19 protein-coding genes and 1 pseudogene are annotated in these 22,313 nt (G+C 71.5%); 16 read left to right on the top strand and 4 right to left on the bottom strand.

Annotated features, from left to right (window positions below; translation table 11 throughout):
• Positions 1 to 14: 14 nt before the first annotated feature.
• The 9 genes from FB384_RS06135 (at position 15) to FB384_RS06095 (ending at position 9,048) form a co-directional block, all read left to right on the top strand.
• Positions 15 to 983 carry a Ppx/GppA phosphatase family protein gene (locus tag FB384_RS06135; protein ID WP_183780011.1) on the top strand — a complete coding sequence of 323 codons (969 nt, stop codon included), beginning with the start codon at positions 15 to 17 and terminating at the stop codon, positions 981 to 983.
• A 55-nt stretch (positions 984 to 1,038) separates the two neighbouring features.
• Positions 1,039 to 2,949 carry a hypothetical protein gene (locus FB384_RS06130; RefSeq protein WP_183780009.1) on the top strand — a complete coding sequence of 637 codons (1,911 nt, stop codon included), beginning with the start codon at positions 1,039 to 1,041 and terminating at the stop codon, positions 2,947 to 2,949.
• 12 nt (positions 2,950 to 2,961) lie between these two features.
• On the top strand, positions 2,962 to 3,738 hold the full coding sequence (locus FB384_RS06125) for a sugar phosphate isomerase/epimerase family protein (RefSeq protein WP_183785046.1): 777 nt from the start codon (positions 2,962 to 2,964) through the stop codon (positions 3,736 to 3,738).
• Between the two features lie 519 nt (positions 3,739 to 4,257).
• Positions 4,258 to 5,079 (top strand): thioesterase family protein, encoded by an 822-nt coding sequence (locus tag FB384_RS06120; protein WP_183780007.1) that lies wholly within the window; start codon positions 4,258 to 4,260, stop codon positions 5,077 to 5,079.
• Positions 5,080 to 5,264: 185 nt separating this feature from the next.
• Complete coding sequence (gene proC / locus FB384_RS06115; RefSeq protein WP_183780005.1) at positions 5,265 to 6,071, top strand: pyrroline-5-carboxylate reductase; 807 nt, start codon at positions 5,265 to 5,267, stop codon at positions 6,069 to 6,071.
• 145 nt (positions 6,072 to 6,216) lie between these two features.
• Entirely contained in the window at positions 6,217 to 6,432 is a 216-nt protein-coding gene (locus FB384_RS06110; RefSeq protein ID WP_183646522.1) for a helix-turn-helix domain-containing protein, read from the top strand.
• A 203-nt stretch (positions 6,433 to 6,635) separates the two neighbouring features.
• Complete coding sequence (locus tag FB384_RS06105) at positions 6,636 to 6,737, top strand: 30S ribosomal protein bS22 (RefSeq protein WP_005453035.1); 102 nt, start codon at positions 6,636 to 6,638, stop codon at positions 6,735 to 6,737.
• A gap of 283 nt (positions 6,738 to 7,020) precedes the next feature.
• Complete coding sequence (locus FB384_RS06100) at positions 7,021 to 8,043, top strand: NAD-dependent epimerase/dehydratase family protein (RefSeq protein WP_183780003.1); 1,023 nt, start codon at positions 7,021 to 7,023, stop codon at positions 8,041 to 8,043.
• Positions 8,044 to 8,055: 12 nt separating this feature from the next.
• Positions 8,056 to 9,048 (top strand): lysophospholipid acyltransferase family protein, encoded by a 993-nt coding sequence (locus FB384_RS06095; RefSeq protein ID WP_183780001.1) that lies wholly within the window; start codon positions 8,056 to 8,058, stop codon positions 9,046 to 9,048.
• Between the two features lie 140 nt (positions 9,049 to 9,188).
• Here FB384_RS06095 and FB384_RS06090 read toward each other — a convergent pair whose 3' ends face one another.
• The 3 genes from FB384_RS06090 to FB384_RS06075 form a co-directional block, all read right to left on the bottom strand.
• Positions 9,189 to 10,283, bottom strand: a complete 1,095-nt coding sequence (locus FB384_RS06090) for an HAD family hydrolase (RefSeq protein WP_407676067.1) — start codon at positions 10,281 to 10,283, stop codon at positions 9,189 to 9,191.
• 140 nt (positions 10,284 to 10,423) lie between these two features.
• Entirely contained in the window at positions 10,424 to 11,758 is a 1,335-nt protein-coding gene (locus FB384_RS06080) for a DUF5667 domain-containing protein (RefSeq protein ID WP_183779999.1), read from the bottom strand.
• A 174-nt stretch (positions 11,759 to 11,932) separates the two neighbouring features.
• Positions 11,933 to 12,592, bottom strand: coding sequence for a sigma-70 family RNA polymerase sigma factor (locus FB384_RS06075; RefSeq protein WP_183779997.1), 660 nt, complete (start codon positions 12,590 to 12,592; stop codon positions 11,933 to 11,935).
• A 203-nt stretch (positions 12,593 to 12,795) separates the two neighbouring features.
• Here FB384_RS06075 and FB384_RS06070 point away from each other — a divergent pair, with 203 nt between their 5' ends.
• Positions 12,796 to 14,421, top strand: coding sequence for an AMP-binding protein (locus tag FB384_RS06070; protein ID WP_183779995.1), 1,626 nt, complete (start codon positions 12,796 to 12,798; stop codon positions 14,419 to 14,421).
• A 134-nt stretch (positions 14,422 to 14,555) separates the two neighbouring features.
• Here the strand turns inward: FB384_RS06070 and FB384_RS06065 are convergent, their stop codons facing one another.
• The gene (locus FB384_RS06065) at positions 14,556 to 14,789 is read right to left on the bottom strand and encodes a glutaredoxin family protein (RefSeq protein ID WP_183779992.1); all 234 of its coding nucleotides are present in this window, start codon (positions 14,787 to 14,789) and stop codon (positions 14,556 to 14,558) included.
• A gap of 120 nt (positions 14,790 to 14,909) precedes the next feature.
• Between FB384_RS06065 and FB384_RS06060 the strand changes: the two genes are divergently transcribed.
• From FB384_RS06060 to hemC, 6 genes and pseudogenes are all read left to right on the top strand, one after another.
• The gene (locus tag FB384_RS06060; protein ID WP_183779989.1) at positions 14,910 to 15,608 is read left to right on the top strand and encodes a YqeB family protein; all 699 of its coding nucleotides are present in this window, start codon (positions 14,910 to 14,912) and stop codon (positions 15,606 to 15,608) included.
• An 85-nt stretch (positions 15,609 to 15,693) separates the two neighbouring features.
• The gene (locus FB384_RS06055) at positions 15,694 to 16,065 is read left to right on the top strand and encodes an ArsC/Spx/MgsR family protein (protein ID WP_183779986.1); all 372 of its coding nucleotides are present in this window, start codon (positions 15,694 to 15,696) and stop codon (positions 16,063 to 16,065) included.
• 297 nt (positions 16,066 to 16,362) lie between these two features.
• Complete coding sequence (locus FB384_RS06050; RefSeq protein ID WP_323985135.1) at positions 16,363 to 18,108, top strand: molybdopterin-dependent oxidoreductase; 1,746 nt, start codon at positions 16,363 to 16,365, stop codon at positions 18,106 to 18,108.
• 1,103 nt (positions 18,109 to 19,211) lie between these two features.
• Positions 19,212 to 20,036 (top strand): annotated as a pseudogene (locus FB384_RS06045) (redox-sensing transcriptional repressor Rex); the annotation flags it as partial.
• Positions 20,033 to 21,373 (top strand): glutamyl-tRNA reductase, encoded by a 1,341-nt coding sequence (locus tag FB384_RS06040; protein WP_183779983.1) that lies wholly within the window; start codon positions 20,033 to 20,035, stop codon positions 21,371 to 21,373. The pseudogene FB384_RS06045 and the gene FB384_RS06040, both read left to right, overlap by 4 nt.
• Complete coding sequence (hemC, locus tag FB384_RS06035) at positions 21,370 to 22,311, top strand: hydroxymethylbilane synthase (RefSeq protein ID WP_183779980.1); 942 nt, start codon at positions 21,370 to 21,372, stop codon at positions 22,309 to 22,311. The genes FB384_RS06040 and hemC overlap by 4 nt, the downstream gene beginning before the upstream one ends.
• The last annotated feature ends 2 nt before the right edge of the window (positions 22,312 to 22,313 follow it).

Raw genomic sequence — 22,313 nt, 5'->3', positions numbered from 1 at the left:
TACCGTGGATACTCGTGCGCCTAGGGGTTCTTGACGTCGGTTCCAACACCGTCCATCTGCTCGTCGTCGACGCGCACCGTGGAGGGCACCCCACACCGATGCATTCGGAGAAGACGGTGCTGCGGCTGGCGGAGCAGCTGAACTCCCGCGGTGAGCTCACGAAGCAGGGCATCGCCAGCCTGGTCGACGCGGTCGAGCAGGCGAAGGTCTCGGCCGAGCGGTGGGGGTGCGAGGACGTCATGGCGTTCGCGACCTCAGCGGTGCGCGAGGCCCACAACACCGACGACGTCCTGGCCACGGTGGCCGACTCCACGGGCGTCGAGCTGCGCGTGCTTACCGGCGAGGACGAGGCGAAGCTGACGTTCCTTGCCGCCCGTCGCTGGTACGGCTGGTCGGCGGGGCAGCTGCTGGTGCTCGACATCGGCGGCGGTTCGCTCGAGGTGGCGATGGGCATCGACGAACGCCCCGAGCTCGCCGAGTCGCTGCCGTTCGGTGCCGGCCGCATCACGCGGACGCGCTTCTCGAACGATCCGCCGAAGCGTTCCGAGCTCGTCGCGACGACGGCGTGGCTCGACGAACAGCTCTCCGGTCTCGCGGAGCGCATCCGGGGCGTGGGGGAACCGGATCGGGTGGTTGCGACATCGAAGACGTTCCGGTCGCTGGCCCGGCTCACCGGCGCGGCGCCGTCGTCGGCGGGACCGCGGGTGGCCCGCGTCCTGACCGACACGGGACTCCGGCAGCTCCTCTCGTTCATCACCCGGATGTCCTCGGAGGACCTGGCCGAGCTGGAGGGCGTCAGCGGGAGCAGGGCTCATCAGCTGGTCGGGGGTGCGCTCGTGGCCGAGGCCACGATGCGGGCACTGTCGCTCGAGCGGTTGGAGATCTGCCCGTGGGCGCTGCGCGAAGGCGTGATCTTGCGCAGGCTGGACCTTTCCAACGGCGAGGACCAGACTGCGCTTGTGACCGGCCGGGGCCGGGGATGAGACGCGTTCGGGCCACACTGGACGTAGACGATTGGCGACGGGCACGGTGGAAGGGATGACTCGAGACAGCGACGGCGATCGGCAGCAGAAGACCGTTGCCGAACTGCTCGCCCAACACGGCGGACAAGCCGGCGGCGCACCGCGCCGGCGGCGGCGTCGCGCTGCCGACGAAACCGGTGAGCAGCCGAGCATCACCGATACGGCCCCGCAGGCCATCATCGAACGGGTGCGTTCGGAGGGCGGGCCGGCCGAGTCGTCCACACCACCGAACGGGGCCCCCGGCGGTGCTCAGCCGAACGTCGGCAGGCCGGGTGCGGTCCCGCCCGGCGGTCCGCAACCGAACGGGGCCCAGCCGAGCGGTACACCCGGTGGTGTGAACCCGAACGGTGCGCCTCCCGGAATGCCGCCCGCGAACGGTGCTCCCGACGCCGTGAGGCCGCCCCAGCCGGGCGCCCGCGGGCCGCAACAGAACTCGGGTGGTTTCGCGGCGCCGCAGGCAGGAGCCTCGCAGGCGCCGCCGCAACCGGGCCAGCCCCCGCAGGCGCCCGCCGCCCAAGCTCCGTCCGCCCCGGCACAGTCCCCACAGCAGGCCTCGCCGGAGGCCCCGACGCGGAACGGCGTGCCGCCAGTTCCGCCGGCGGCCGACGCGCCGCCTGCCTCGCAGCAGTCCTCGGGCGGGTTCTTCTTCTCGCCGCAGCACGAGCCGCCGGACGAGCCAGCTGTGCAGGCCGATGGGCCCGAGGCCGGTTCGGACGGCGCCGACGCCGCCCAGGCCGCTCCGCCACCGCCCGCGCCGCCGCTCCGCAGGCGTAGGCCGTGGCGTGGTGGTGGCAGGCCGGCCGAGCCCGAGTCGAACACCGAACAGTTCCCCGCCGTTGCCGGTGGACAGCGACCCGCGCCCGGTCCGGTGCGGGGTGACGAACCGCCCGCCGGGCTGGCCAACTGGCGCCGCAAGCGCCGGCAGGCGCAGGCCAGGGAACAGCAGCGTGCCGAGCAGGACACCGAAGTCGGCGTGACACCGGTCGTCCCGCCCGAGCCCGCGAACCCGGCCACGCTCGACGCCCAGCAGCAGGGTGGTGCCGACACCGGTGCCGCGGCAGGTGCCGCTGCTCCCGAGGCGGCTGCTCCCGAGGCGGCGGCTCCCGAGGCGGCGGCTCCCGCGGACGACCCGGACGCAGGCCCTTCGACGGGCTATTTCGTCCCGGATTTCGACGACGATGACGACGACCCGCAGGCCGCCCAACCGGGCATCGGCGCCGCCATCGGCAGTGCCGCGCAGGGAAGTCAGGCACAGGCCGCCGCGGCCGACACCCGCGGCGGCTACGACTCCGGCTACGCGGGCTACGAGGACGGCTACGACGAGTCCGGTGCCTACGACCACGGGTACGCGAGCGGCTACGCGGAGGACCCGTACGCCTACGGCGAGCAGGTCTACGACGAGCAGGCCTACGGCGATGCTGCGCCCTACGACGACCCGGCGTACGACGGATACGCCTACGACGAGCGGGCCTACGACGAGCGGGCTTACGACAACGAGTACGCCGAGGACTACGACGACTACGCGGACGATCGCTACGGCGACGATCCGCGGGACGCCGACCTCGCGTACGACGACGACCCGTACGCCTACGACGACGGATACGCCGACGACGACCTCGCCGCGGGCCGCTCACCGGCCGGCGACGAGCCGGCCGACGAACCGTCGCCGGCGAAGCAGTGGCTCGCGCTCGGCGCCCAGCTCGCGGGCGGCGTCGCGGGCGGTGCCGCCGTGTGGCTCGGGTTCAACTGGCTGTGGGGTCAGCTGCCCGCCGCCGCGCTCATCGCCGCGCTGGTCGTCACGGTCGGGTTGGTGCTGGTCGTGCGTAAGGTCCGCCGTGCCGACGACCTGCAGACCACGGTGCTCGCCGTGCTCGTCGGCCTCGTTGTGACGGTCTCGCCCGCGGCGCTGCTTTTGGTGACGAAGTAGCGCGTGACCTCGATCGGACTGTCCACGGCATCGGTGTGGCCGCTCCGTGCCCGCTCCGGGTTCGAGCTGGCCAGCACGCTGGGTTTCGACGGCGTCGAGGTGATGGTCTGGGCCGATCCGGAGAGTCAGGACGTGGCCGCACTGCGGCGGCACAGTGCCTCGACGGGGATGCCGGTGCTGGCCGTGCACTCGCCCTGTCTGCTGATCACTCAGCGCGTGTGGTCGCCGGATCCGGTGGTGCGGCTGCGGCGGTCGGTCGAGGCGGCCGTCGATCTGGAGGCGCCGACCGTGGTGGTGCACCCGCCGTTCCGGTGGCAGCGCCGGTACGCCGAGGCGTTCGCCGACCTGGTCGCCGAGCTCGAATCGTCGAGCGGGGTGCGGATCGCCGTGGAGAACATGTTCCCGGTGCGGACACCGCGCGGACGCGAGGTGTCGGCTTTCCGCCCGTCCGTCGATCCGACAGACGTCGGGCACGCTCACTACACGCTGGACCTCTCGCACACGGCGACCGCGGGCATGGACGCGCTGGCGCTGGCGAAGCGGATGGGTGACCGGCTCACGCACGTCCACATGGGCGACGGCACCGGGGTGGCGAAGGACGAGCACCTGCTGCCCGGCCGCGGCACGCAACCGTGTGCCGAACTGCTCGAAGAGCTCGGCGCGGACGATTTCGGCGCCCGCGGCGGGCAGATCGTCCTCGAGGTGAACACGCGTAGCGCCCGCACCGAGGACCAGCGCGCCAAGATGCTCAGCGAGGCGCTCCTGTTCACTCGCCTGCACCTGGGCTGACGGCTCCCGGCATCGGCTGCCGGAGCGGCGGGCGCGGGTCGCGGCGGTGGTCGTCCGCAGGCACGACGGCGTGTTGTCTGCCACGTCGGCTTCGCATCGCAGCCACCCGTGAGGCGCAATGTAGGTGCGTCACCGGCAGTTTCAAGATCAACTTTTCCGACGGGTGGGGGTGTTGCGCGCAGTGACCATCCGTATCGTTTTCGATGTGATGCTGCGTGCACGTGGTGTGAACACATTGCTCGAATCGGGTGCCCGCAACGCTTTCGGTGGGCACCACCGTCCGACTCTGCCTATCCTGCGCGGGCACGGGAGCCGGTACGGCCGTACCAGGGAGGTCTCGGCCGCCGATTGCCGCACGCCGACCCGGCCAGCGCCGGAGGGGGAAGGGGAGAAGGTGCGCGTCGATATCCGTTCCACGGCGATCCGTACCGGCCTCGCGACGGCCGGGAACGCAGGGGCCCGCACCGTGACGTCCGGTGGCGCGCCGGTATCCGGCGTCGTGTCGGCGGCCGGCCGTCCGTGAGCACCCCCGAGACGGCCGCGGACTTCGGCGCGGCATGTGACGCGCGCTCCCTCGGCGACGGCACCTTCACCGCCGACCTGCGACAGGAATGGTCCATCGGGACGCACCCGCACGGCGGATTCCTCATCGCGCTGCTGGCGAAGGCCGCACTCGCCGCGGTCCGCGAAACGGGCGAACCCGCCATCGACCCGCTCGCCGTCAGCGCGGAATTCCTGCGCCCGCCCGCGATCGGCCCGGTGCTGCTGCGCACCGACGTCCGCAAGGTCGGCAGGCGGGCCACCGTCGTCGCCGTGACGCTCGAACAGCGCGGCCGCAGCTGCGTCGAAGCGCGCGTCACCGCAGGCCGGCTCCCGGTGCGGAAACCGGACTGGCACGACGCCCCGTCCGCGCCCGCCGAACCCCCGGCCGGTTGCGTCACGCTCGACGGCAACGACCCCGAAGGCGTGTTCCACCTCGCACAGGGCTGCGACGTGCGCATCGACCCCAGCACGGCCGGATACCTCGCGGGCCGCACGGGCGATCCACCGCGACTGCGGCTGTGGGTGCGGCCACGCGGCGGCGTCGCCGACCCGTACTTCGCGCTGCTCGCCGGCGACATCAACCCGCCCGTGGTGCTCAACCTCGGACGCATCGGCTGGGCACCGACAGCCCAACTGACCGCACTGGTGCGCACCCGTCCCGCCCCGGGATGGTTGCGGATCCACGTCGAGAGCCGGTCGGTCCACGAAGGCTGGTTCGACTCCGACGCCCTGGTCGTCGATTCCCAGAACCGCATCGTCTGCCAGGCCCGCCAACTGGCACTGGCCCCGCTGGGCTGAGCGACCACCCGACCGCGACGGCTCAGTGCCCCGAAGGTCTCTTCGGGGCACCTTCGGGGTGTGAAGGTGCCCTTCGGGGCACTCAGCATCTCTCACGGACGCGCTTCGCGCCGCTGCGCCCGCCCGCCGGCCCGGCCACCACACCCCCCACGGACGCGCTCCGCGCGACTCTTAGGCTCGGAACCATGACTGTTGCCGTGCTGGGCGCCGGGAAGATCGGCGAGGCGTTGTTGTCCGGACTGCTCGACGCCGGGTACGACGCCGGCGACCTGCTGTTCACCGAGCGTCATCCGGAGCGGGCCGCGGAACTGACCGACCGCTACGGCGTCAAGGGCGTCGAGGTCGCCGAGGCGGCCACACGTGCCGACGTGCTGGTCGTCGCCGTCAAACCGCAGGACATCGAACCGCTGCTGGACGAGCTGGCCGATCTCATCGGCCCCGGCTCGCTGGTCGTGTCGATGTGCGCCGGCCTGCCGACCTCGCTGTTCGAACGCAGGCTGCCCGCGGGCACGCCCGTGATTCGGGTCATGCCGAACACGCCGATGCTCGTCGGCGCGGCCATGAGCGCCGTGTCGCCGGGCAAGCACGCCACCGACGAACAGCTGCAGATCGTCGAGCGGCTGCTGTCGTCGGTCGGCAAGGTCGTCGTGCTGCCGGAGTCACAGCAGGACGCTGTCACGGCGCTGTCCGGCTCCGGGCCCGCCTACTTTTTCTACCTCGTCGAGGCAATGATCGACGCGGGCATCCTGCTCGGCCTGCCCCGCGCCGTGGCGCAGCAGCTGATCGTCCAGGCGGCCGTCGGCGCGGGCAAGATGCTCGACGAAGGCGGCGAGCACCCCGTCATGCTGCGCGAGAACGTCACCTCACCGGGTGGCACCACTATCAATGGCATTCGCGAACTCGAGAAGCACGGTGTGCGCGCAGCCCTGCTCGACGCCATCGAATCGGCCCGTGATCGCTCCGTCGAGTTAGGCAAGGCCCACGAGGAGTAACCACACACTCGTGCCATCGCCTCGACGGCCGTCGCATCCGCCACACCAGTCCCGCTACCCTCGCATTAGCACGTACGTGTCGAAGCCACACGGAGGGGAAGCCGCGTGGCGGGACACGTGCCCGAAAAGGGACACGGTGAGACCTATGCCGGCGAAAGGTAACGACGACCTGCCAGGACCACGGCAGGTCCAGTTCTTGACGGTCGCGGAGGTGGCGTCGCTGATGCGCGTCTCCAAGATGACCGTCTACCGCTTAGTGCATTCGGGGGAGCTACCGGCCGTTCGCGTCGGCAAGTCCTTCCGGGTGCCGGAACAGGCTGTCCACGACTATCTGGACAACGCGTACTTCGACGTCGGATGAGCGTGGAGAGGACCGGCTCGAAAACGCGCGGCGAGCCCCGGGTAACCTGGTAGGCCGTGCGCGCGCCTCGCCCCACGCACGAGTCACGTTCCGCGACACCCGTCGCACCCGGACGTGACTCGGCAGGCCGCCGCGAACTCGTGGTGCCGGCGTTCGTGTGGCGCCCGCGCATCGTCACGATCTATCGGTTGAAGGAGTTCTGAGTGGGCTCGGTCATCAAGAAGCGCCGCAAGCGTATGTCCAAGAAGAAGCACCGGAAGCTTCTGCGTCGCACGCGCGTCCAGCGCCGCAAGCAGGGCAAGTAAGCCCAGGGACTCCGCGCCCGCGCGTCCGCCGGTTCCCCGGACGGACGCGCGGGTTCGCCGGTGGTGCGCCCGAAAGGCACCTCCTGAAGTGATGGCGAGCCCGGTCGGACCGGCCGGGCTCGTGTCTTGCGTGTGATCGGCCCCCGCTTGTGGCGAGTCGGCTGCGTGTGATCAACCCGTGCGCGGGATCAGCTCTGCGGTGCGGCGCCCAGCGCGTACGATCAGTGCCGACGCCGAGTTCTCGAGCGTCAGCCAGCCGTACCCAGGGGGTTCAATGCCGCCTATGCCGCCCAGCAACGTTCTCGTGACCGGTGTCGCCGGAGATCTGGGCAGCAGGCTGCTCGCACGACTGGGTAACAACCCGGAACTCGACCGCGTCATCGGCGTCGACACCTCGCCGCCCCGGCCGGAGCTGCTCCGCAGGGCCGGGCACGCCGAGTTCGTGCGCGCCGACATCCGCAACCCGCTGATCGCGAAGATCATCAGCTCGGCGAAGGTCGACACGGTCGTCCACGCCTCCACGCACGCCCAACCCGCGGGACCGACCCGTCGGGTGGCGGTCAAAGAGGTCAACGTCATCGGCACGATGCGGCTGCTCGCCGCGTGCCAGAAGTCGCCGCTGGTGCGCAAGCTCGTCGTGAAGTCCTCGGCCGCGGTGTACGGGGCGGGTGCGCGTTCGCCCGCGGTGTTCGATGAGGACACCGAACTGGGCCCCACCTCGCCGTCGGGTTACGCCAAGGACGCCGTCGAGATGGAAGGCTATGTCCGCGGGCTGATGCGGCGCAGGCCCGACATCACCGTGACGATGGGCAGGTTCGCCAACATCGTCGGCCCCGACGTCGACACCGTTCTCACGCGCTACTTCGCGCTGCCCGTCGTGCCGACCGTGCTCGGGTTCGACTCACGCCTGCAGATGCTGCACTCGTCCGACGCGCTCGCCGCCCTCGAGATCGCCACGCTGGAAGACCGGCCGGGCGTGTACAACGTCGCCGCGGACGGGGTGCTCACGCTGGGGCAGGCCATCCGCCGCGCGGGCAGGGTCGAACTGCCGTTACCGCGCACCGCGCTGCCGTCGGTGGGCAAGGTCCTGCGCGGCGCCCGCATCGTCGACTTCTCCGCCGACCAGGTCAGCCTGTTGAACTTCGGCCGCGTCGTCGACACCACCCGGCTCAAGAACGACTTCGGTTACACGCCCCGCTGGAACACCCGCGACGCGTTCGACGACTTCCTCACCGGGCGCGGTATCCGGCCCGTCGTCGACGGCGAGCGCCTCGCAGGGGTTCTCACGGCGGTGGGCAGGCGGTAGGAGGGAACGGATATGTCGAGCGGGTCGTCGGCACAGGTCATCCGGTTGCACACCGGCGGGGCGCCCGGCGGCGATCCCGCCCGCGAGGCGGACGCGGGCGACGCCGATCGGGACGCGTCGGTCGTCGAGTTGCCCACCGCGCCCGCGTCGGAGTCGGCCGCCGACGGGGCGGACGATCCGCTGGGCCGGCTGCTGACGTTCCTTGCCCGGCGCCTCACCGGCGACTACGCCGTCGACGAGTTCGGCTTCGACCCCGAGCTGACCGACACGCTCATCCTGCCGCCGCTGAAGCTGCTGTACGACAAGTGGTTCCGGGTTGCCGCCGTCGGCGGCAACAACCTGCCCGTCGACGGCGGCGCACTGCTCGTCGGCAACCACTCCGGCGTGCTGCCGATCGACTCGATCATGACCGCGCTCGCGGTCCGCGAACGGCACCCGCAGCGGCGCCACCTGCGTATGCTCGGCGCCGACCTGGTGTTCAAGGCACCGGTGCTGGGCACGCTCGCTCGCAAAACGGGGCAGACGCTGGCCTGCAACCCCGACGCCGAACGCCTGTTGCGGGCCGGCGAGCTCGTCGGCGTGTGGCCGGAGGGGTTCAAGGGCGTCGGCAAACCGTTCTCGGCGCGCTACAAGCTGCAGCGATTCGGACGCGGCGGGTTCGCGTCGGCGGCCATGCGCGCCGGGGTGCCGATCATCCCGGTCGCCGTGGTCGGGGCCGAGGAGATCTACCCGAAGATCGGTGACATCAAGCCGCTCGCTCGGCTACTGGGCCTGCCGTACTTCCCGGTGACGCCGTTCTTCCCACTACTGGGGCCGCTCGGCGCGGTGCCGCTGCCGACGAAATGGACGATCGAGTTCGGCGAGCCCATCCCGACCGACGGCTACGGCCCCGAGGCCGTCGACGATCCGATGAGCGTGTTCAACCTCAACGACCAGGTGCGCGAGTCGATCCAGCAGATGCTGTACCGGCGCCTCGCCCGCCGCCGCAACATCTTCAGCGGCTGACGACTCTTCGTAACTGCCACGCATTGCGTTGAGCGCCCCCAAGGGCACTTTGGTTGCACTCAATGCAACCAAAGTGCCCTTGGGGGCATTAGCGAAACGAGCCGCGCCGTGGTGGTCACCGGGCATGACGAAGTGGTGGCTCAGCGGCGGCGGTGGGCGACCGCGCCCGCGACCGCACCGGCGACCGCGCCCGCACCGAGGACCGACGGAACGCCGATCTTCGCCGCCTTGCGGCCCGTGCGGAAGTCGCGGATCTCCCAGCCGCGCGCACGCGCCGTGTCGCGCAGTTCGGCGTCCGGGTTGACCGCCACGGCGGTGCCGACGACCGACAGCATCGGCACGTCGTTCTGCGAGTCCGAGTAGGCCGTGCACCGCCGCAGGTTCAGCCCTTCCCTCGCGGCGAGCGCTCGCACCGCGTGTGCCTTCGCCCTGCCGTGCAACAAGTCCCCGACCAGCCGTCCCGTGTACACGCCGTCGATGCTTTCGGCGACCGTGCCCAGCGCACCTGTCAGCCCGAGGCGTCGGGCGATGATCGCCGCCAACTCGACCGGCGTCGCCGTCACGAGCCACACACGCTGGCCCGCGTCCAGGTGCATCTGCGCCAGCGCGCGCGTGCCCGCCCAGATCTTGTCGGCCATGAGCTCGTCGTAGATCTCCTCGCCGACCTCGGTCAGCTGCTCGACCGTGGCCCCGGCGACGAACGACAGGCCCTGCTCGCGGATGCCGTCGACGTTGCCTTCCTTGCCGCCGACACGGAACCGCAGCTGCTGCATCGCGAACCCGGCGAGGTCGGATGCCGTGAAGTACTTCCGCGAGGCCAGGCCGCGGGCGAAGTGGAAGATGGAGGCGCCGACCATCATGGTGTTGTCGACATCGAAGAACGCCGCGGCGGTCAGGTCCGGGGGTGCGGGCGGGGGAGCCTCGTCGACGTCGGTGGCGTCCGCGCTCTCGGCGGTGTCGAGCGTCGGTGTGAGTTCGCCGGCCGGTTCGGTTCTGCCTGCCTCCAGCGGCTCGGCCACTGCCGTACCGGCACCCGGCGCCGTGTCATCGGATTGGAGCGTGCTGTCCGACCGTGTCGTGCCGCCTGCCTGTGCGGCCTCGGCTTCGGCCTGGGCTGCTTCGGCCTCCATCGCCACGGCAGCGTCGGCCGACGCCTCACCTGCCAGGGCAGCGAGCCGTTCGCGTTCCTGTTTCTTACTGCGGGCCCGCCACAGTGCCACGCACACCGCCTCCACGGTCGAGTTCGGCCTTCACCTGGCTGTGCACTGAAGTAGTCAGGATAACGGTTGGTCGCGGAGTGCTTTCCGGTGCTCACCCCGGGCTATGCCGTTACTCCGCTCGGCCGGTCGAGGAGCATCGCATGCGGTCCGGCCCGTCAGTCGTGATCCGCGTCCAGGCCGGTGAGGCCGGACAGGATCGCCGTCACCGAGACCGGCGCAGGCTGCTGCGGCCGTTCGGCAGGCAGGCGCGGTCCGGTGGGCGGTTCGGGCACCGTGCGGACCACGTGCGCCGATGGCACGTCCGCGGGCGGTGACCACGGCGGGGTCGCGCGGACGGCCGTGACCGGCTCTGCCGTCCCGGCCGGGTCCGTCGTCGTGGAACCGGCGAGGGTGGCCGTGTCGTCGTCCGGGGTGGGCCCCGGCCGCGTGTCACCGGAGCCCGGAGTGGCGTCCGGCGCCGCGGAGTGGTCGCCGTCGCCCGGTCGTCCGCCACCGGGTGCCGTGGGATGGCAGTCGCCGGTGGTGGGCAGCGCGCCGAGGTCGTCGGCGCGGCCGGAGGTGATCTGCAGGCACGACATGCGTTCGTCGAGTGCTTCCGCCCGCTGCTGGATGCGCACCAGCAGGTGCGTCCCGTCGGCCGTGCCTGGCAGCGGGGTCAGCCGCGACGTCTCGGCGGTGGCCCAGCCGCGCAGGCGGTCGAGCTGGTCGCCGCCCGAAGTGGTGGCGAGGGACGTCAGCGCGGCGACCGCCGAACGGGCGTGCTCGGTGAAATCGGACATGCCCGTGTGCAGGGCGGAACGGTCGAGCGCGCCGTCGTCGGCCAGCGACCTCAGCTCGGCGATCCGGTCGGAGGCGTAGTCGAGCCGCCGGAACGCGCGGTCCTCGTCGTCGAAGGTCATGGCCAGCGAGGCATCCTCGCGCAGCTGTTTGAGTGCGTAGAACGACTCGCCCGGCCTGGCGTCGCCGGACGCGGTGAGTGCGGCGGCCCCCACCCCGAGGAGAACGGCGACGCCCGCTGCGACGGCCGGCACCCGGCGCCGCGAGTTCCCGTCGGGCCGGTGTTCGCCGCGTGCCGGCTGCGGCTGTGGGCCCGGTCGTGGGTGCTCCGATTCCGGTCGCGGTTCCGGCTGTGGTTGCGGTGGTGGTCCTGCGACGTGGCGTTCGGCGGTCGGGTGCGGCCCGGGCGCGAGCACGCGGTCCGTGATGCGCATGCGCGCCGCGGGGGTCAGCGAGCCGTCGCGTTCGTCGCCGGCCGCGGTGCCGTGGTCGCCGACGCTCCGGTCACCGGTGCTCTGGCCTCCGGTGCCGTGGCCGCCGGGGGTGCGGTTGCCGAGGTTGCGCAGCGCAGCGATGACCGCCAGCTCGTCGGCGAACTCGCCGCTGCGGCCGGCCTCTCCGGTCTCGACGGCGCGCGCGAAGCGTTCGTCCTCGTCACGGGAGGCGCGGGATCGCCGCGCGCGGAATGACCGCAGGATTCGTGGAGGCTCCACGGTGGCAACGCCTCCCGGCTCGCCGGCGCGTGGCCGGTCCTGGACGTCTCGGTGTGTCTGCCGGGGACAACGACGTCGCAGCTGTATCGGTTACGGGGTGTCGACCCTGTGGGTGGCGCACGTTACAGCGCGTGGCCGACGGAGTGACCTGACCAGCGGCAGGACGCGGGGGTATCAGCGCAACGTGTCGGGCAGCAGCTTCGCCAGCCTGCGGATCGCGCGATGCTGCAGCGCCTTCACCGCACCCTCGCCCCGGTCCATGATCCGCGCGGTCTCGGCCACGGAGTAGCCCTGGATGAACCGCAGAATGACGCATTCGCGCTGGTCGTCGCCGAGGTCGCTGATGCAGCGGACGAGTTCGTCGCCCGTGTCGCGGCTGATCACCTGCTGCTCCGGTCCCGGTGCTCCCGCCGCGCCCGCCACCGCGGCACCGGGTGTCGTGGGGTCGGCAACCTCGTCGGTGACGACCTCGAGCCGGAACCGGCTCGACTTCACGTGGTCGAGCACCAGATTGCGGGCGATCGTGGTGAACCAGGCGCCGACGTCCCGGCCCTGGTAGCTGATCGACGTGATCCGCCGCAGGGCGCGCAGGAACGTCTCGCTCGTGACGTCCTCGGCCAGGTGGCGATCACCCACTCGGAGGAGGACGTAGCGGTACACGCCGTCGACGTAGCGGTCGTAGAGCCGGCCGAACGCCGCCCGGTCGCCGCTCTGGGCGGCGTGCACGAGATCCCAGCCCTCGGCCGTCGGATCCGGTGCCTCGGGGGCGGGATCGGGTACGACATGCAGGGGGGTACGTGCTGGACCAGCAGCAACAGCGATTGGCAGGCTCATCGTGTTGCACCTCCTCCGGGGTCGTTCCCGGACGCATTCGTGATCTTGAGTGATCACCGCCACTACGTCGTCACGGGAGCATACGCGTAGCTACCGCCTAGTAGGTAGTGGTGTCCTCGTTGCAATCGGGAGACGGTGATGTCGGGCCGCTATGACGCGCGACCGTGACGGGCACACTGGGCGGGGGATGAGGAGGTTCGCGGATGGCAGCGGGCGCTGAGGAACCGGACAGCGGAGACATAAGCCCCGGGGCTGCCGGGGGTGGGAGCACCGAGGACGTGAACACCGAGGTCGCGGGGGAGAACGTCGCCGACCTCGTCGTGGCTGCGGCGCGGCAGCGCCCCGACGCCGACGGGGTCGTCGACCCCTCCTCGGCGGCCACCTTGACCTGGGCCGACGTCGACAACGCGGTCGATACGTTCGCGCGCCGCCTGTTCGACTCCGACGTGCGCCCCGGCGACCGCGTCGGCCTGCGGCTGCCGACCTGCGGCGAACTCGTCGTCGGCCTGTTCGCCGTGTTCCGTGCGGGCGCGATCGCCGTCCCGGTCTCGCCCGCCGCCCCGGACGCCGAGGCCCGCGAACGGCTCAACGACTGTGGTGCCCGGCTCCTGGTCGCGCACGCCGACCTCGGCGACGTGCCGGCCATCGCCCCGGACCTCGGCCACCCCGCCGATCCCGCGGACGAGCCCACCGCGGAGTCACCGGACGCCGAGCTCCGGCCGTCGCATCCCGTCGAGCCGCGGGCCGGTGGCGAGAACATCGCCGCGATCTTCTACACCTCCGGCACGAGCGGCCCCGCCCGCGGCGTGATGCTGTCGCACCGGGCGCTGCTGGCCAACGTGCGGCAGCTCGCAGCCGTCCTGCCCACCGGCGACCGGCCCGACCGCACCTTGCTCGCCGTGCCGCTGCACCACATCTACGGCCTCGGCCCCGGCCTGCTCCTGCCCACGGCGACCGCCGCCACCGTCGTGCTGGCCCAGCGATTCGACGCACGGGACGCGCTGCACGCCTGCCAGGCCCACGAGATCACCACGGTCGTGGGCGTACCCGCGATGTACACCGACCTCGCGGACCGGCCCGCCGGTGAACTCGCCGACGCGATGGCCACGGTCCGCATCTTCATGTCCGGCGCCGCACCGCTGCATCCCCGCGTGCTGAACGCCATCACCGACGCCACCGGGCAGGCCGTCTACGAGGGATACGGCCTCACCGAAGCCGCACCCGTCGTCACGTCCACCCTCGTCACCGGCCAGGCGAAGGCCGGTTCGGTCGGCAGGCCGTTGCCGGGCGTCGAGCTGCGCCTCGTCGACAGCGACGGCTCCGCGGCGCACGCACCGCTGGACCCCGCCGACCCCGACGACGCGTTCGGCGACGACATCGGCCTCACCGGGCTCGTCGCCATCCGCGGCGCCAACCTGTTCAGCGGCTACTGGCCCGACGGTGCTCACGGCCCGGACGCCGACGGCTGGTACCGCACCGGCGACGTCGGCTACCTCGACGCCGACGGCGATCTGCACCTCGTCGACCGCGCCAACGACCTGATCATCGTCAACGGCTTCAACGTCTACCCGCGTGAGGTCGAGGACGTGATCCTCACGCTGCCGGGGGTCGCCGAGGTCGCGGTCGTCGGCGCGCTCGACGACCGCACCGGCGAATCCGTGCGCGCCGTGGTGCGTCCCGAATCCGGCGCGGCGTTGTCGGAGCAGCAGATCGTCGACGTCTGCACGGAGCGGCTCGCGCGGTACAAGGTGCCCTCGAGGGTGGAGTTCGTCGACGAACTGCCCCACACCGCGGTCGGCAAGCTCCGCAGGGTGCAGCTCCGCACGTAACCCGCCGTGTAACGGATCCCGGTGGGCATTCGCATGTCCTGCACTCAGCCACGCGTGTCCTGCGCTCGGCCACGCGTGTTCTGCACTCGGGCACGAGCGGCCGCTGGGTGCCGCGCGGCGTACCCCGGCGTGCGTCAGCTCAAGGCCGCGCGGAGCCGGCCCTCCTCGACCTGCCAATACCCGTGTTCATCGCCGTCGACCAGCAGCACGGGGACACGATCGCCGTACTCGGCCTGGTGCTCGGGGTCGGCGTCGACGTCGACGGCCGACCACGTCGCGCCGAGCTCCCCGCAGATCCGGGCGACGTCGGCCTCGGCGATCTCGCACGCGTGGCATCCTGCGCGCGTCATGACGGTGACGTGATGCATGCACCCATCATCGCTTCCGTTCGCCGTCCACCATCGCCCAGCCCGCATCGCCCAGCCCGGTGAACGCCAACCCGCCAGCCACGACCTCGCGATGCGGGACGATCTGGCATTCTTCCGCGTGTGACCAGCGACTACGCCGCCGACTCCGTCACCGACGTCCGCATCCCCGCAGCGATTCCGGCCCTCGTGATCGCGGTGCCGGTCGCGATCGGGGTGCTGCTCGGATTCGCCGGCGGGCCGCTGTTCCGCGGCCTGGCGAACGTGCTGGAAGACACGCCGATCGGGGCTCCGGGATGGCTGCACCTGCTCGGTGACCTGCCGCAGGGCTGGTCGGTGACGGTCATGACGGGGCTCGGCGTGGCCGTCGGGGTCGTGCTGATGCTGTTCACCTTCCGTGAGGCGCTGTCCCTGCGGGTGCTTGACGACCACGTGGAGTCCCAGGTCGAGGGGCGTGAAGCATGGACCGAACGGGCCACGACGACGGCCGTATTCCGCGACCGCGCGACGCTCGTGTTCCTCCGCGGGGACGCCGCACCGGTGCGCCTGCCGGGCGCCCAGGACCTGCGGGAACGCGATCTGCGGACCGCGTTCGAGCGGCACTCCTGGCCGTGGCGGGACGGTGATCCGCACGCGGGTGAGTACGAACGCTGGGTCGACGGAAGCCCCGGCTTCACCACCCAGGAACACACCCTGCTGCGCCGCCGTCTCGAAGTGGGCAAGGACGACACGGCGCGGATCGAGGCAGACGACGCCCTGTTCGCCGCCGGGCTCGTCGCCAGGACCGACAAGAAGCAGCTCCACGTACGACGCGTGTCCTGATCCCGGCCGCGTCCGACGTCGCCGTCTCCCGCTGCCACTGGCTAACCTCACTGCAGCACCCGGCCTGCGACCACGAGAGGCAGCGATGGAGATCTGGATCAACCCCGCCTGTTCGAAGTGCAGGACTGCCCTCGGCGTGCTGGACGCCGAAGGCGCCGAGTACACCGTGCGCAAGTACCTCGAGGACGTGCCCACGGCCGACGAGATCCGCGATGTCCTCGACCGGCTCGGCCTCGAACCGTGGGACATCACCCGTACGCAGGAGCAGATCGCGAAGGACCTGGTCCTCAAGGACCGCACCGAGTGGCCGCGGGACGACTCCGGGCGGGAGAAGTGGATCGCCGCGCTGGCCGAGTATCCGAAGTTGATCCAGCGGCCGATCATCACCGCCGACGACGGCACCGCCGTGGTCGCCCGCACCGACGACGCCGTCCGCGACGCCCTCGCCCGCGGCTGAGACTGAGGCTCAGCGCAGGACATACGCGGCGGCGGGCTCGGACACGGACGCTGAGCGCAGCACATGCGCCTGCCTGCGGCCCCCGCACCCACGGGGCCCATGGATGCAGTCGCGCGTCAGTGGGTGGATGAGGGGCGGCGGTCGGGTGACGGGCGGGCGCAACACGGGCCCCGGGGAACGCAACACGGCCCCCGGAACCCGCAACACGGGCGGTAGCGGTTCGCGGCAGGTGAGTGTAAGGGAGTCGTAAGGGTCTGACCTGGTCACACGCGCCGGTTTCGGCGTCACGATGAAGGCATGGCCACGACTGACGATCCGTCGCAGGAATCCGCGCAGCCGGCAACGACGGCACCCCGGCGCGTGCCGCGAGCGCGGCTCGTGATCGCGGCGGTCGTGGCGCTGGCTGCGGCGCTGGCGACCGGTCACTTGGTGGCGGCGTTCGTCGGGCCCCAGGCGTCGCCGCTGTTGGCGGTCGGCAACACGGCGATCGACCTGACCCCGTCGTGGCTGAAGGACTTCGCGATCGCCACCTTCGGCACGGCCGACAAGCTCGCACTCCTGGTCGGCATGGGCGGGGTGCTGCTCGGACTGGCCGTCGCGGCGGCGCTGGCGTCACGACGCGGCCCCGCACCCGGCACGGTGCTGATCGTCGCCGTCGGCGTCCTGGGGCTGGTCGCCGTGGTGACGCGCCCGGACGTCGGCAGGCTCGCCGCGCTCGCCCCGCTCGCGAGTCTCGCCGCAGGGGTGGCGACGTGGCTGCTGCTCCACCGTCGTGCCGCACCCCCGGCCCCCACCACCGCGGCGACGACCGTCACCCCTCACGACACGGCCGACCCCGACACGGCCGACCCCGACGCAGCCGACCCCGACGCAGCCGACCCTGACGCCGGGCGGGCCGACGACGCGGCTGACGCCGAAACCGGGCAGGCCGACGACGCGACGCCGCACGGTCCCCGCGCCTCGGAGGCCCTACCCGGGAGGCGGCGGTTCCTCGTCGCGGCCGGTGGCGCGGCCGCAGTCGCGGGAGTGGCCGGGCTGACGGGCGGGTTCGTGGGCGGGGCCCGTGATGCGACGTCGTCCCGCGCGTCGGCGCCGCCGTTGCGCGGGACCCGGCGGCTGTCCGCACCGCCGCACGACGCGGACTTCGCCAAGCTGGGCACGCCGACGTTCCTCACTCCGAACGACGCCTTCTACCGCATCGACACCGCGCTGTCCGTGCCGCAGGTCCCCGCCGACGACTGGCGGCTGCGCATCCACGGCATGGTCGATCGTGAACTCGAACTCACCTACGACGACGTGCGCCGCCGCGGTCTGATCGAACGCCGGATCACGCTGTGCTGTGTGTCCAACCAGGTCGGCGGGGAGCTGATCTCCACGGCGACGTTCACCGGAGTCGACCTGGGTGAACTGCTCCGCGACGCCGGCGTGCGCGACGGCGCGCAGCAGCTGCTTTCGTCGAGTTCCGACGGCTGGACCTGCGGCACTCCCATCGACGTGCTGCTCGAGCGCGACCGCGGCGCCATGCTCGCGCTCGGCATGAACGGCGAGCCGCTGCCGCTCGAGCACGGGTTTCCTGCGCGGCTCGTGGTGCCCGGTCTGTACGGATACGTGTCGGCGACGAAGTGGGTGACCGACCTCGAGGTGACGACGTGGAACGAGCGCCGCGCGTACTGGCTCGACCGCGGGTGGGCGCGCGAGGCGCCGGTGAAGACGCAGTCGCGCATCGACCGGCCGTCGTCGGGCGCCACGATGCCCACGGGGCGCGTGATCGCCGCGGGGATCGCTTGGGCGCAGCACACGGGGATCGCCAAGGTCGAGGTGCGGCTCGACGGCGGCCGCTGGCAGGAGGCGACCCTCTCGGCCGATGTCTCCGACGACACGTGGCGGATGTGGCACATCGCGCTCGACGTCGACCGGCCCGGGAACCATCGGCTCGCCTGCCGTGCGACCGACAAGTCCGGTTACACACAGACCTCCGAGCGCATGGGCGTGCTGCCCGACGGTGCGACCGGCCACCACACGATCACGTTCACCACGGAGTAGTCCGCGGGCTCACAGGAGAGCGACGGGCGGGATCAGCGCGGAGACGCACGAGTGCAGAACACGCGGTGCCGAGTGCAGGACACGCGCGACACGGCCCCTGGAATCCGCAACACGAGCCCCGGAAACCGCAACACGGTCCCTGGAATCCGCAACACGCGTGCATGGGTCGTGTCGAAGGGTGGGGGCGGTCGGCGGCCGCCTCCGGAAATGACAACGCGTCAGGAAAACGGGGGCTGTGGCGCAGGTCAACGCCCTTACCTGCTGTTTTGTGCACGCGTTCACAAATGAACTACCGTGTTCTCCACGCCGGTGACGCGCCGTGCATCGAACACGGTCGCCGCCTGCTGGTCAAGGGATTCGTCTCGAAAAATCCGAGGGACGGGAGTCGGAGCGTGATGGCACAGCGGAGCCGGCGGAACATCGCCTCCTCCGTCCGCGGCCTGGCCCGGTCGCGCCGCGCGAACAAATCCGGTTCGAAATCCGACGCATCCCCCGAGGCCACGCCCGCCGATGCCGACCCATCCGGCACACCGGCCGATACGGCGCTGCCCGATAACCCGCTGCCCGATACCGCGCAGTCCGACAACGCTCCGGCCGACACCCCGGCCGATGCCGCTCCGGCCGCGGACGCTCAGTCCGGCGGCGCGGTCGATCCCCAGGCCGAAGGCGAGCACCAGGCCGCCGCAAACGAGGCCGCCGAGCACGATGCCGCGGAGCCCGGCTCCGCGCAGGGCGGCGCGAACAAGCGCGCGAAGCCGGGCTCGGGGAGGAAGAGCCCGGCCAAGAAGGTCCTCGCCAGGAAATCGGCCGCGAACGGGAAAACGGCAGCCGACGGCGAATCCGCAACCGATGCGGCGAGCACCGGCGCCAAGGCCGCCACGAACGGCAAGGCCAGGGTCCCGAAGACCACGGCAGACGGCAAGGCCCCGAACGCCAGGGCCAACGGCAGCGCCGCGACCAGCGGTAAAGCCGCAGCCAACGCCAAGGCGGCCACCAACGGCAAGGCGGCCACCAACGCCAAGGCGGCCACCAACGGCAAGGCTGCCACCGGCGACAAGGCCGCCACCAACGGCAAGGCGGCCACCAACGGCAAGGCCGCCACCGGCGGTAAAGCCGCAGCCGGCGGCAAGGCCGGAGCGAATGCCAAACCGGCGACCGGCGCCAGGGCCGCCGCGGCGTTCGACGACAACACCCCGACCACCGAGCTGCCCGCCGTCACCGACGGCGAGGCGCCGGTCAAGGCCATTCCCGAAGCCGCGGTGGGCCGCATGGCGGTGTACCTGCGCGTGCTGTCGAGCATGCAGGAGCATGGCAGCACGAGGGTCTCCAGCGAGGAGCTGTCGGCCGCCGCGGGTGTGAATTCCGCCAAACTCCGCAAGGACCTCTCCTACATCGGTTCCTACGGCACGCGGGGCGTCGGATACGAGGTCGAGGTGCTGATCGGCCAGATCGAACGCACCCTCGGGCTCAACAAGCAGCAGCGCGTCGCGGTCGCGGGAATCGGTAACCTCGGACATGCGTTGGCGAATTACGGCGGCTTTCCCGGTCGCGGTTTCCCGGTCGAGGCGCTGTTCGACATCGACCCGGATCTGATCGGGGTGCCGGTGGGCGGACTGCCCGTCTCGCACCTCGACGACATCCCCGAGGTGTGCGCGGAGCGGGAGATCTCCATCGGGGTCATCGCGACGCCGCCGACCGCAGCACAAACGGTGTGCGACAGGCTCGTCGCAGGCGGAGTGCAGTGCATTCTGAACTTCGCGCCGGTGGTGCTGCAGGTTCCGGAACACATCGAGGTTCGGAAGGTGGATCTTGCCGTGGAGCTGCAGATCCTCTCCTTCCACGTGGCACGAAGGGCGGACGGACAGGTGAACGGCCAAGCGGCTGGGGCTGAAGCGACGGACGCGAGCAGTGCGGTGGTGCCGTCATGAGCATTCTCGCGCTCGGCCTGTCCCACCGGACGGCGAACCTGACCACGCTCGAACGCGTGTCCATCCCGGCGCCCGAGGTGCCGAAGATCCTGCACGAGCTGCAGCAGGCGGAGCACGTCTCCGAGGTCATGGCCGTCTCGACGTGCAACCGCATCGAGGTCTACGCCGTCGTCGAGACGTTCCACGGCGGCCTCGACGACATCGCGTCGGTGCTGGCCCGTCAGGCCGGCATGGTTCCCGACGAGCTCTACGACAGCTTCTACGTCCACTACGCGGGCGCAGCCGTCGAGCACCTGTTCAACGTCACGTCCGGCCTGGACTCGATGGTCGTGGGGGAGACGCAGATCCTCGGCCAGGTGCGGGCCGCGTACGCGACCGCGAGCGAGGCGGGCACCGTCGGGCGGACGTTGCACGAGCTGGTGCAGACGACGTTGCGCGTCGGCAAGCGCGTGCACAGCGAGACGGGCCTGGACCAACTGGGCGCGTCCGTGGTGTCGGCGGCGCTGGCCGAGGCGGAGGACGCGGGCGGTGACCTCGCGGGCAAGCGGGCCCTCGTCGTGGGCGCGGGCTCGATGGGTGCGCTCGCCGCGTCCCACCTGCGCAAGGCGGGTATCGCGAGCATCGTGGTGGCCAACCGCACCCAGGCGAACGCCGAACGGCTCGCCGCGTCGGTCACCGAGCAGGGCGTGCCTGCGACGGCGGTGCCGCTCGCCGAGCTGGCAGGCGCCGTGTCCGACGCCGACGTGGCCGTCGTGTGCACCGGCGCGAAGGGCACCGTGCTGGAGACCCGGCACGTCGGGCCGCGGAGATCCCCGTTGGTCGTGTGCGACCTGGGCCTGCCGCGTGACGTCGACGCCGAGGTTGGCGGCCTCGACGGTGTGCGCCTCGTCGACCTCGACACCGTGCGCCGCCGGATGCACGACTCCGGCAGCGGCACCACGGAGAAGCAGACCGCCAAGGCGTCGGGCATCGTCCTGGACGAGGTCCGCGCCTATCTGGCGGGACAGCGCAGCGCTGCCGTCACACCCACGGTGACGGCGTTGCGCAAGCGGGCGGCCGAGGTCGTCGACGCCGAACTGCTCCGGCTCGACCGGCGGCTGCCCGAGATCGACGCCGACACCCGTGAGGAGGTCGGCCGCACGGTCAAGCGCGTCGTGGACAAGCTCCTGCACGCCCCGACCGTGCGTGTGAAGCAGCTGGCCGCCGAGACCAGCGACACCGACTACGCCACGGCGCTGCGCGAGCTGTTCGAGCTCGACCCGCAGGCGCCGAAGACGGTGTCCAGCCCGTCGGCCCCCATGACCACCACCGACCAGATCGACGGTGACACCCCGTGACTGACAGCCCGATCCGCATCGGCACCCGCGGCAGCAAGCTCGCCGTGGCGCAGACGCAGACGATCGCGAACATGCTGACCGAAGCCGGTCACGAGGTGGAGATCGTCACGGTCTCCACGCCCGGTGACCGCTCCAGCGCGCCCATCGCGGAGATCGGCGTGGGCGTTTTCACGTCGGCGCTGCGCGAGGCACTGCTGGCCGACGAGATCGACGTCGCGATCCACTCGTACAAGGACCTGCCGACGGCGCCGGAGTCCGGCCTCGTGCTGGCCGCCGTGCCGCCGCGGGAGGACCCGCGTGACGCGCTGATCGCCCGCGGCGGCCTGACGCTGGGCGAACTGCCGCCGGGTTCGGTCGTCGGCACGGGTTCGCCGCGCCGGATCGCGCAGCTGAAGGCCCTCGGCCTCGGTTTGACCGTGGTGCCGATTCGCGGCAACATCGACACCCGCATCGGCAAGGTCACGTCCGGGGAACTGGACGCCGTGGTGCTGGCCAGGGCGGGTCTCGCCAGGGTCGGCCGGGTCGACGAGATCACCGAGACGCTCGATCCGCTCCAGATGCTGCCCGCGCCCGCACAGGGAGCGCTGGCGGTGGAGACGCGGGTCGAGGACGTCGAGGCCGAGCGACTGCTTCGGTCCGTTGTGGACGACGAAGCGACCAGGGTCGCCGCGAAGGCGGAGCGGGCGGTGCTGGCCACGCTCGAAGCCGGTTGCAGCGCACCCGTGGGAGCGCTCGCCGATGTCGTGGAGGACCTCGACAGCGAGGGACAGGTCGTCGACCGTCTCTCGTTGCGCGGGATCGCCGCCACCGGGGTCGACGGTGACTCCGTGAACATCCTGAAGGCCTCGGCGATCGCCGAGACGAAGGACGCCGACGAACTGGGCCGCGCGGTCGCCGCCGAGCTGCTCGACCTGGGCGCAGGCGCGCTCTCGTCCTGAGT

The sequence above is a fragment of the Prauserella sediminis genome (genome assembly GCF_014195435.1).
GTDB lineage: Bacteria > Actinomycetota > Actinomycetes > Mycobacteriales > Pseudonocardiaceae > Prauserella > Prauserella salsuginis.
This window is presented reverse-complemented; position numbering and strand designations above follow the sequence as displayed.

Excerpts from the sequence above, each read along its gene's own strand:
- FB384_RS06075 (WP_183779997.1), bottom strand. The coding sequence starts at position 12,592 with ATGAGCCTGCCAATCGCTGTTGCTGCTGGTCCAGCACGTACCCCCCTG.
- FB384_RS06040 (WP_183779983.1), top strand. The coding sequence starts at position 20,033 with ATGAGCATTCTCGCGCTCGGCCTGTCCCACCGGACGGCGAACCTGACC.
- proC (WP_183780005.1), top strand. The coding sequence starts at position 5,265 with ATGACTGTTGCCGTGCTGGGCGCCGGGAAGATCGGCGAGGCGTTGTTG.
- FB384_RS06095 (WP_183780001.1), top strand. The coding sequence starts at position 8,056 with ATGTCGAGCGGGTCGTCGGCACAGGTCATCCGGTTGCACACCGGCGGG.
- FB384_RS06070 (WP_183779995.1), top strand. The coding sequence starts at position 12,796 with ATGGCAGCGGGCGCTGAGGAACCGGACAGCGGAGACATAAGCCCCGGG.
- FB384_RS06050 (WP_323985135.1), top strand. The coding sequence starts at position 16,363 with ATGGCCACGACTGACGATCCGTCGCAGGAATCCGCGCAGCCGGCAACG.
- FB384_RS06055 (WP_183779986.1), top strand. The coding sequence starts at position 15,694 with ATGGAGATCTGGATCAACCCCGCCTGTTCGAAGTGCAGGACTGCCCTC.
- FB384_RS06110 (WP_183646522.1), top strand. The coding sequence starts at position 6,217 with ATGCCGGCGAAAGGTAACGACGACCTGCCAGGACCACGGCAGGTCCAG.
- FB384_RS06100 (WP_183780003.1), top strand. The coding sequence starts at position 7,021 with ATGCCGCCCAGCAACGTTCTCGTGACCGGTGTCGCCGGAGATCTGGGC.
- FB384_RS06065 (WP_183779992.1), bottom strand. The coding sequence starts at position 14,789 with ATGCATCACGTCACCGTCATGACGCGCGCAGGATGCCACGCGTGCGAG.
- FB384_RS06130 (WP_183780009.1), top strand. The coding sequence starts at position 1,039 with ATGACTCGAGACAGCGACGGCGATCGGCAGCAGAAGACCGTTGCCGAA.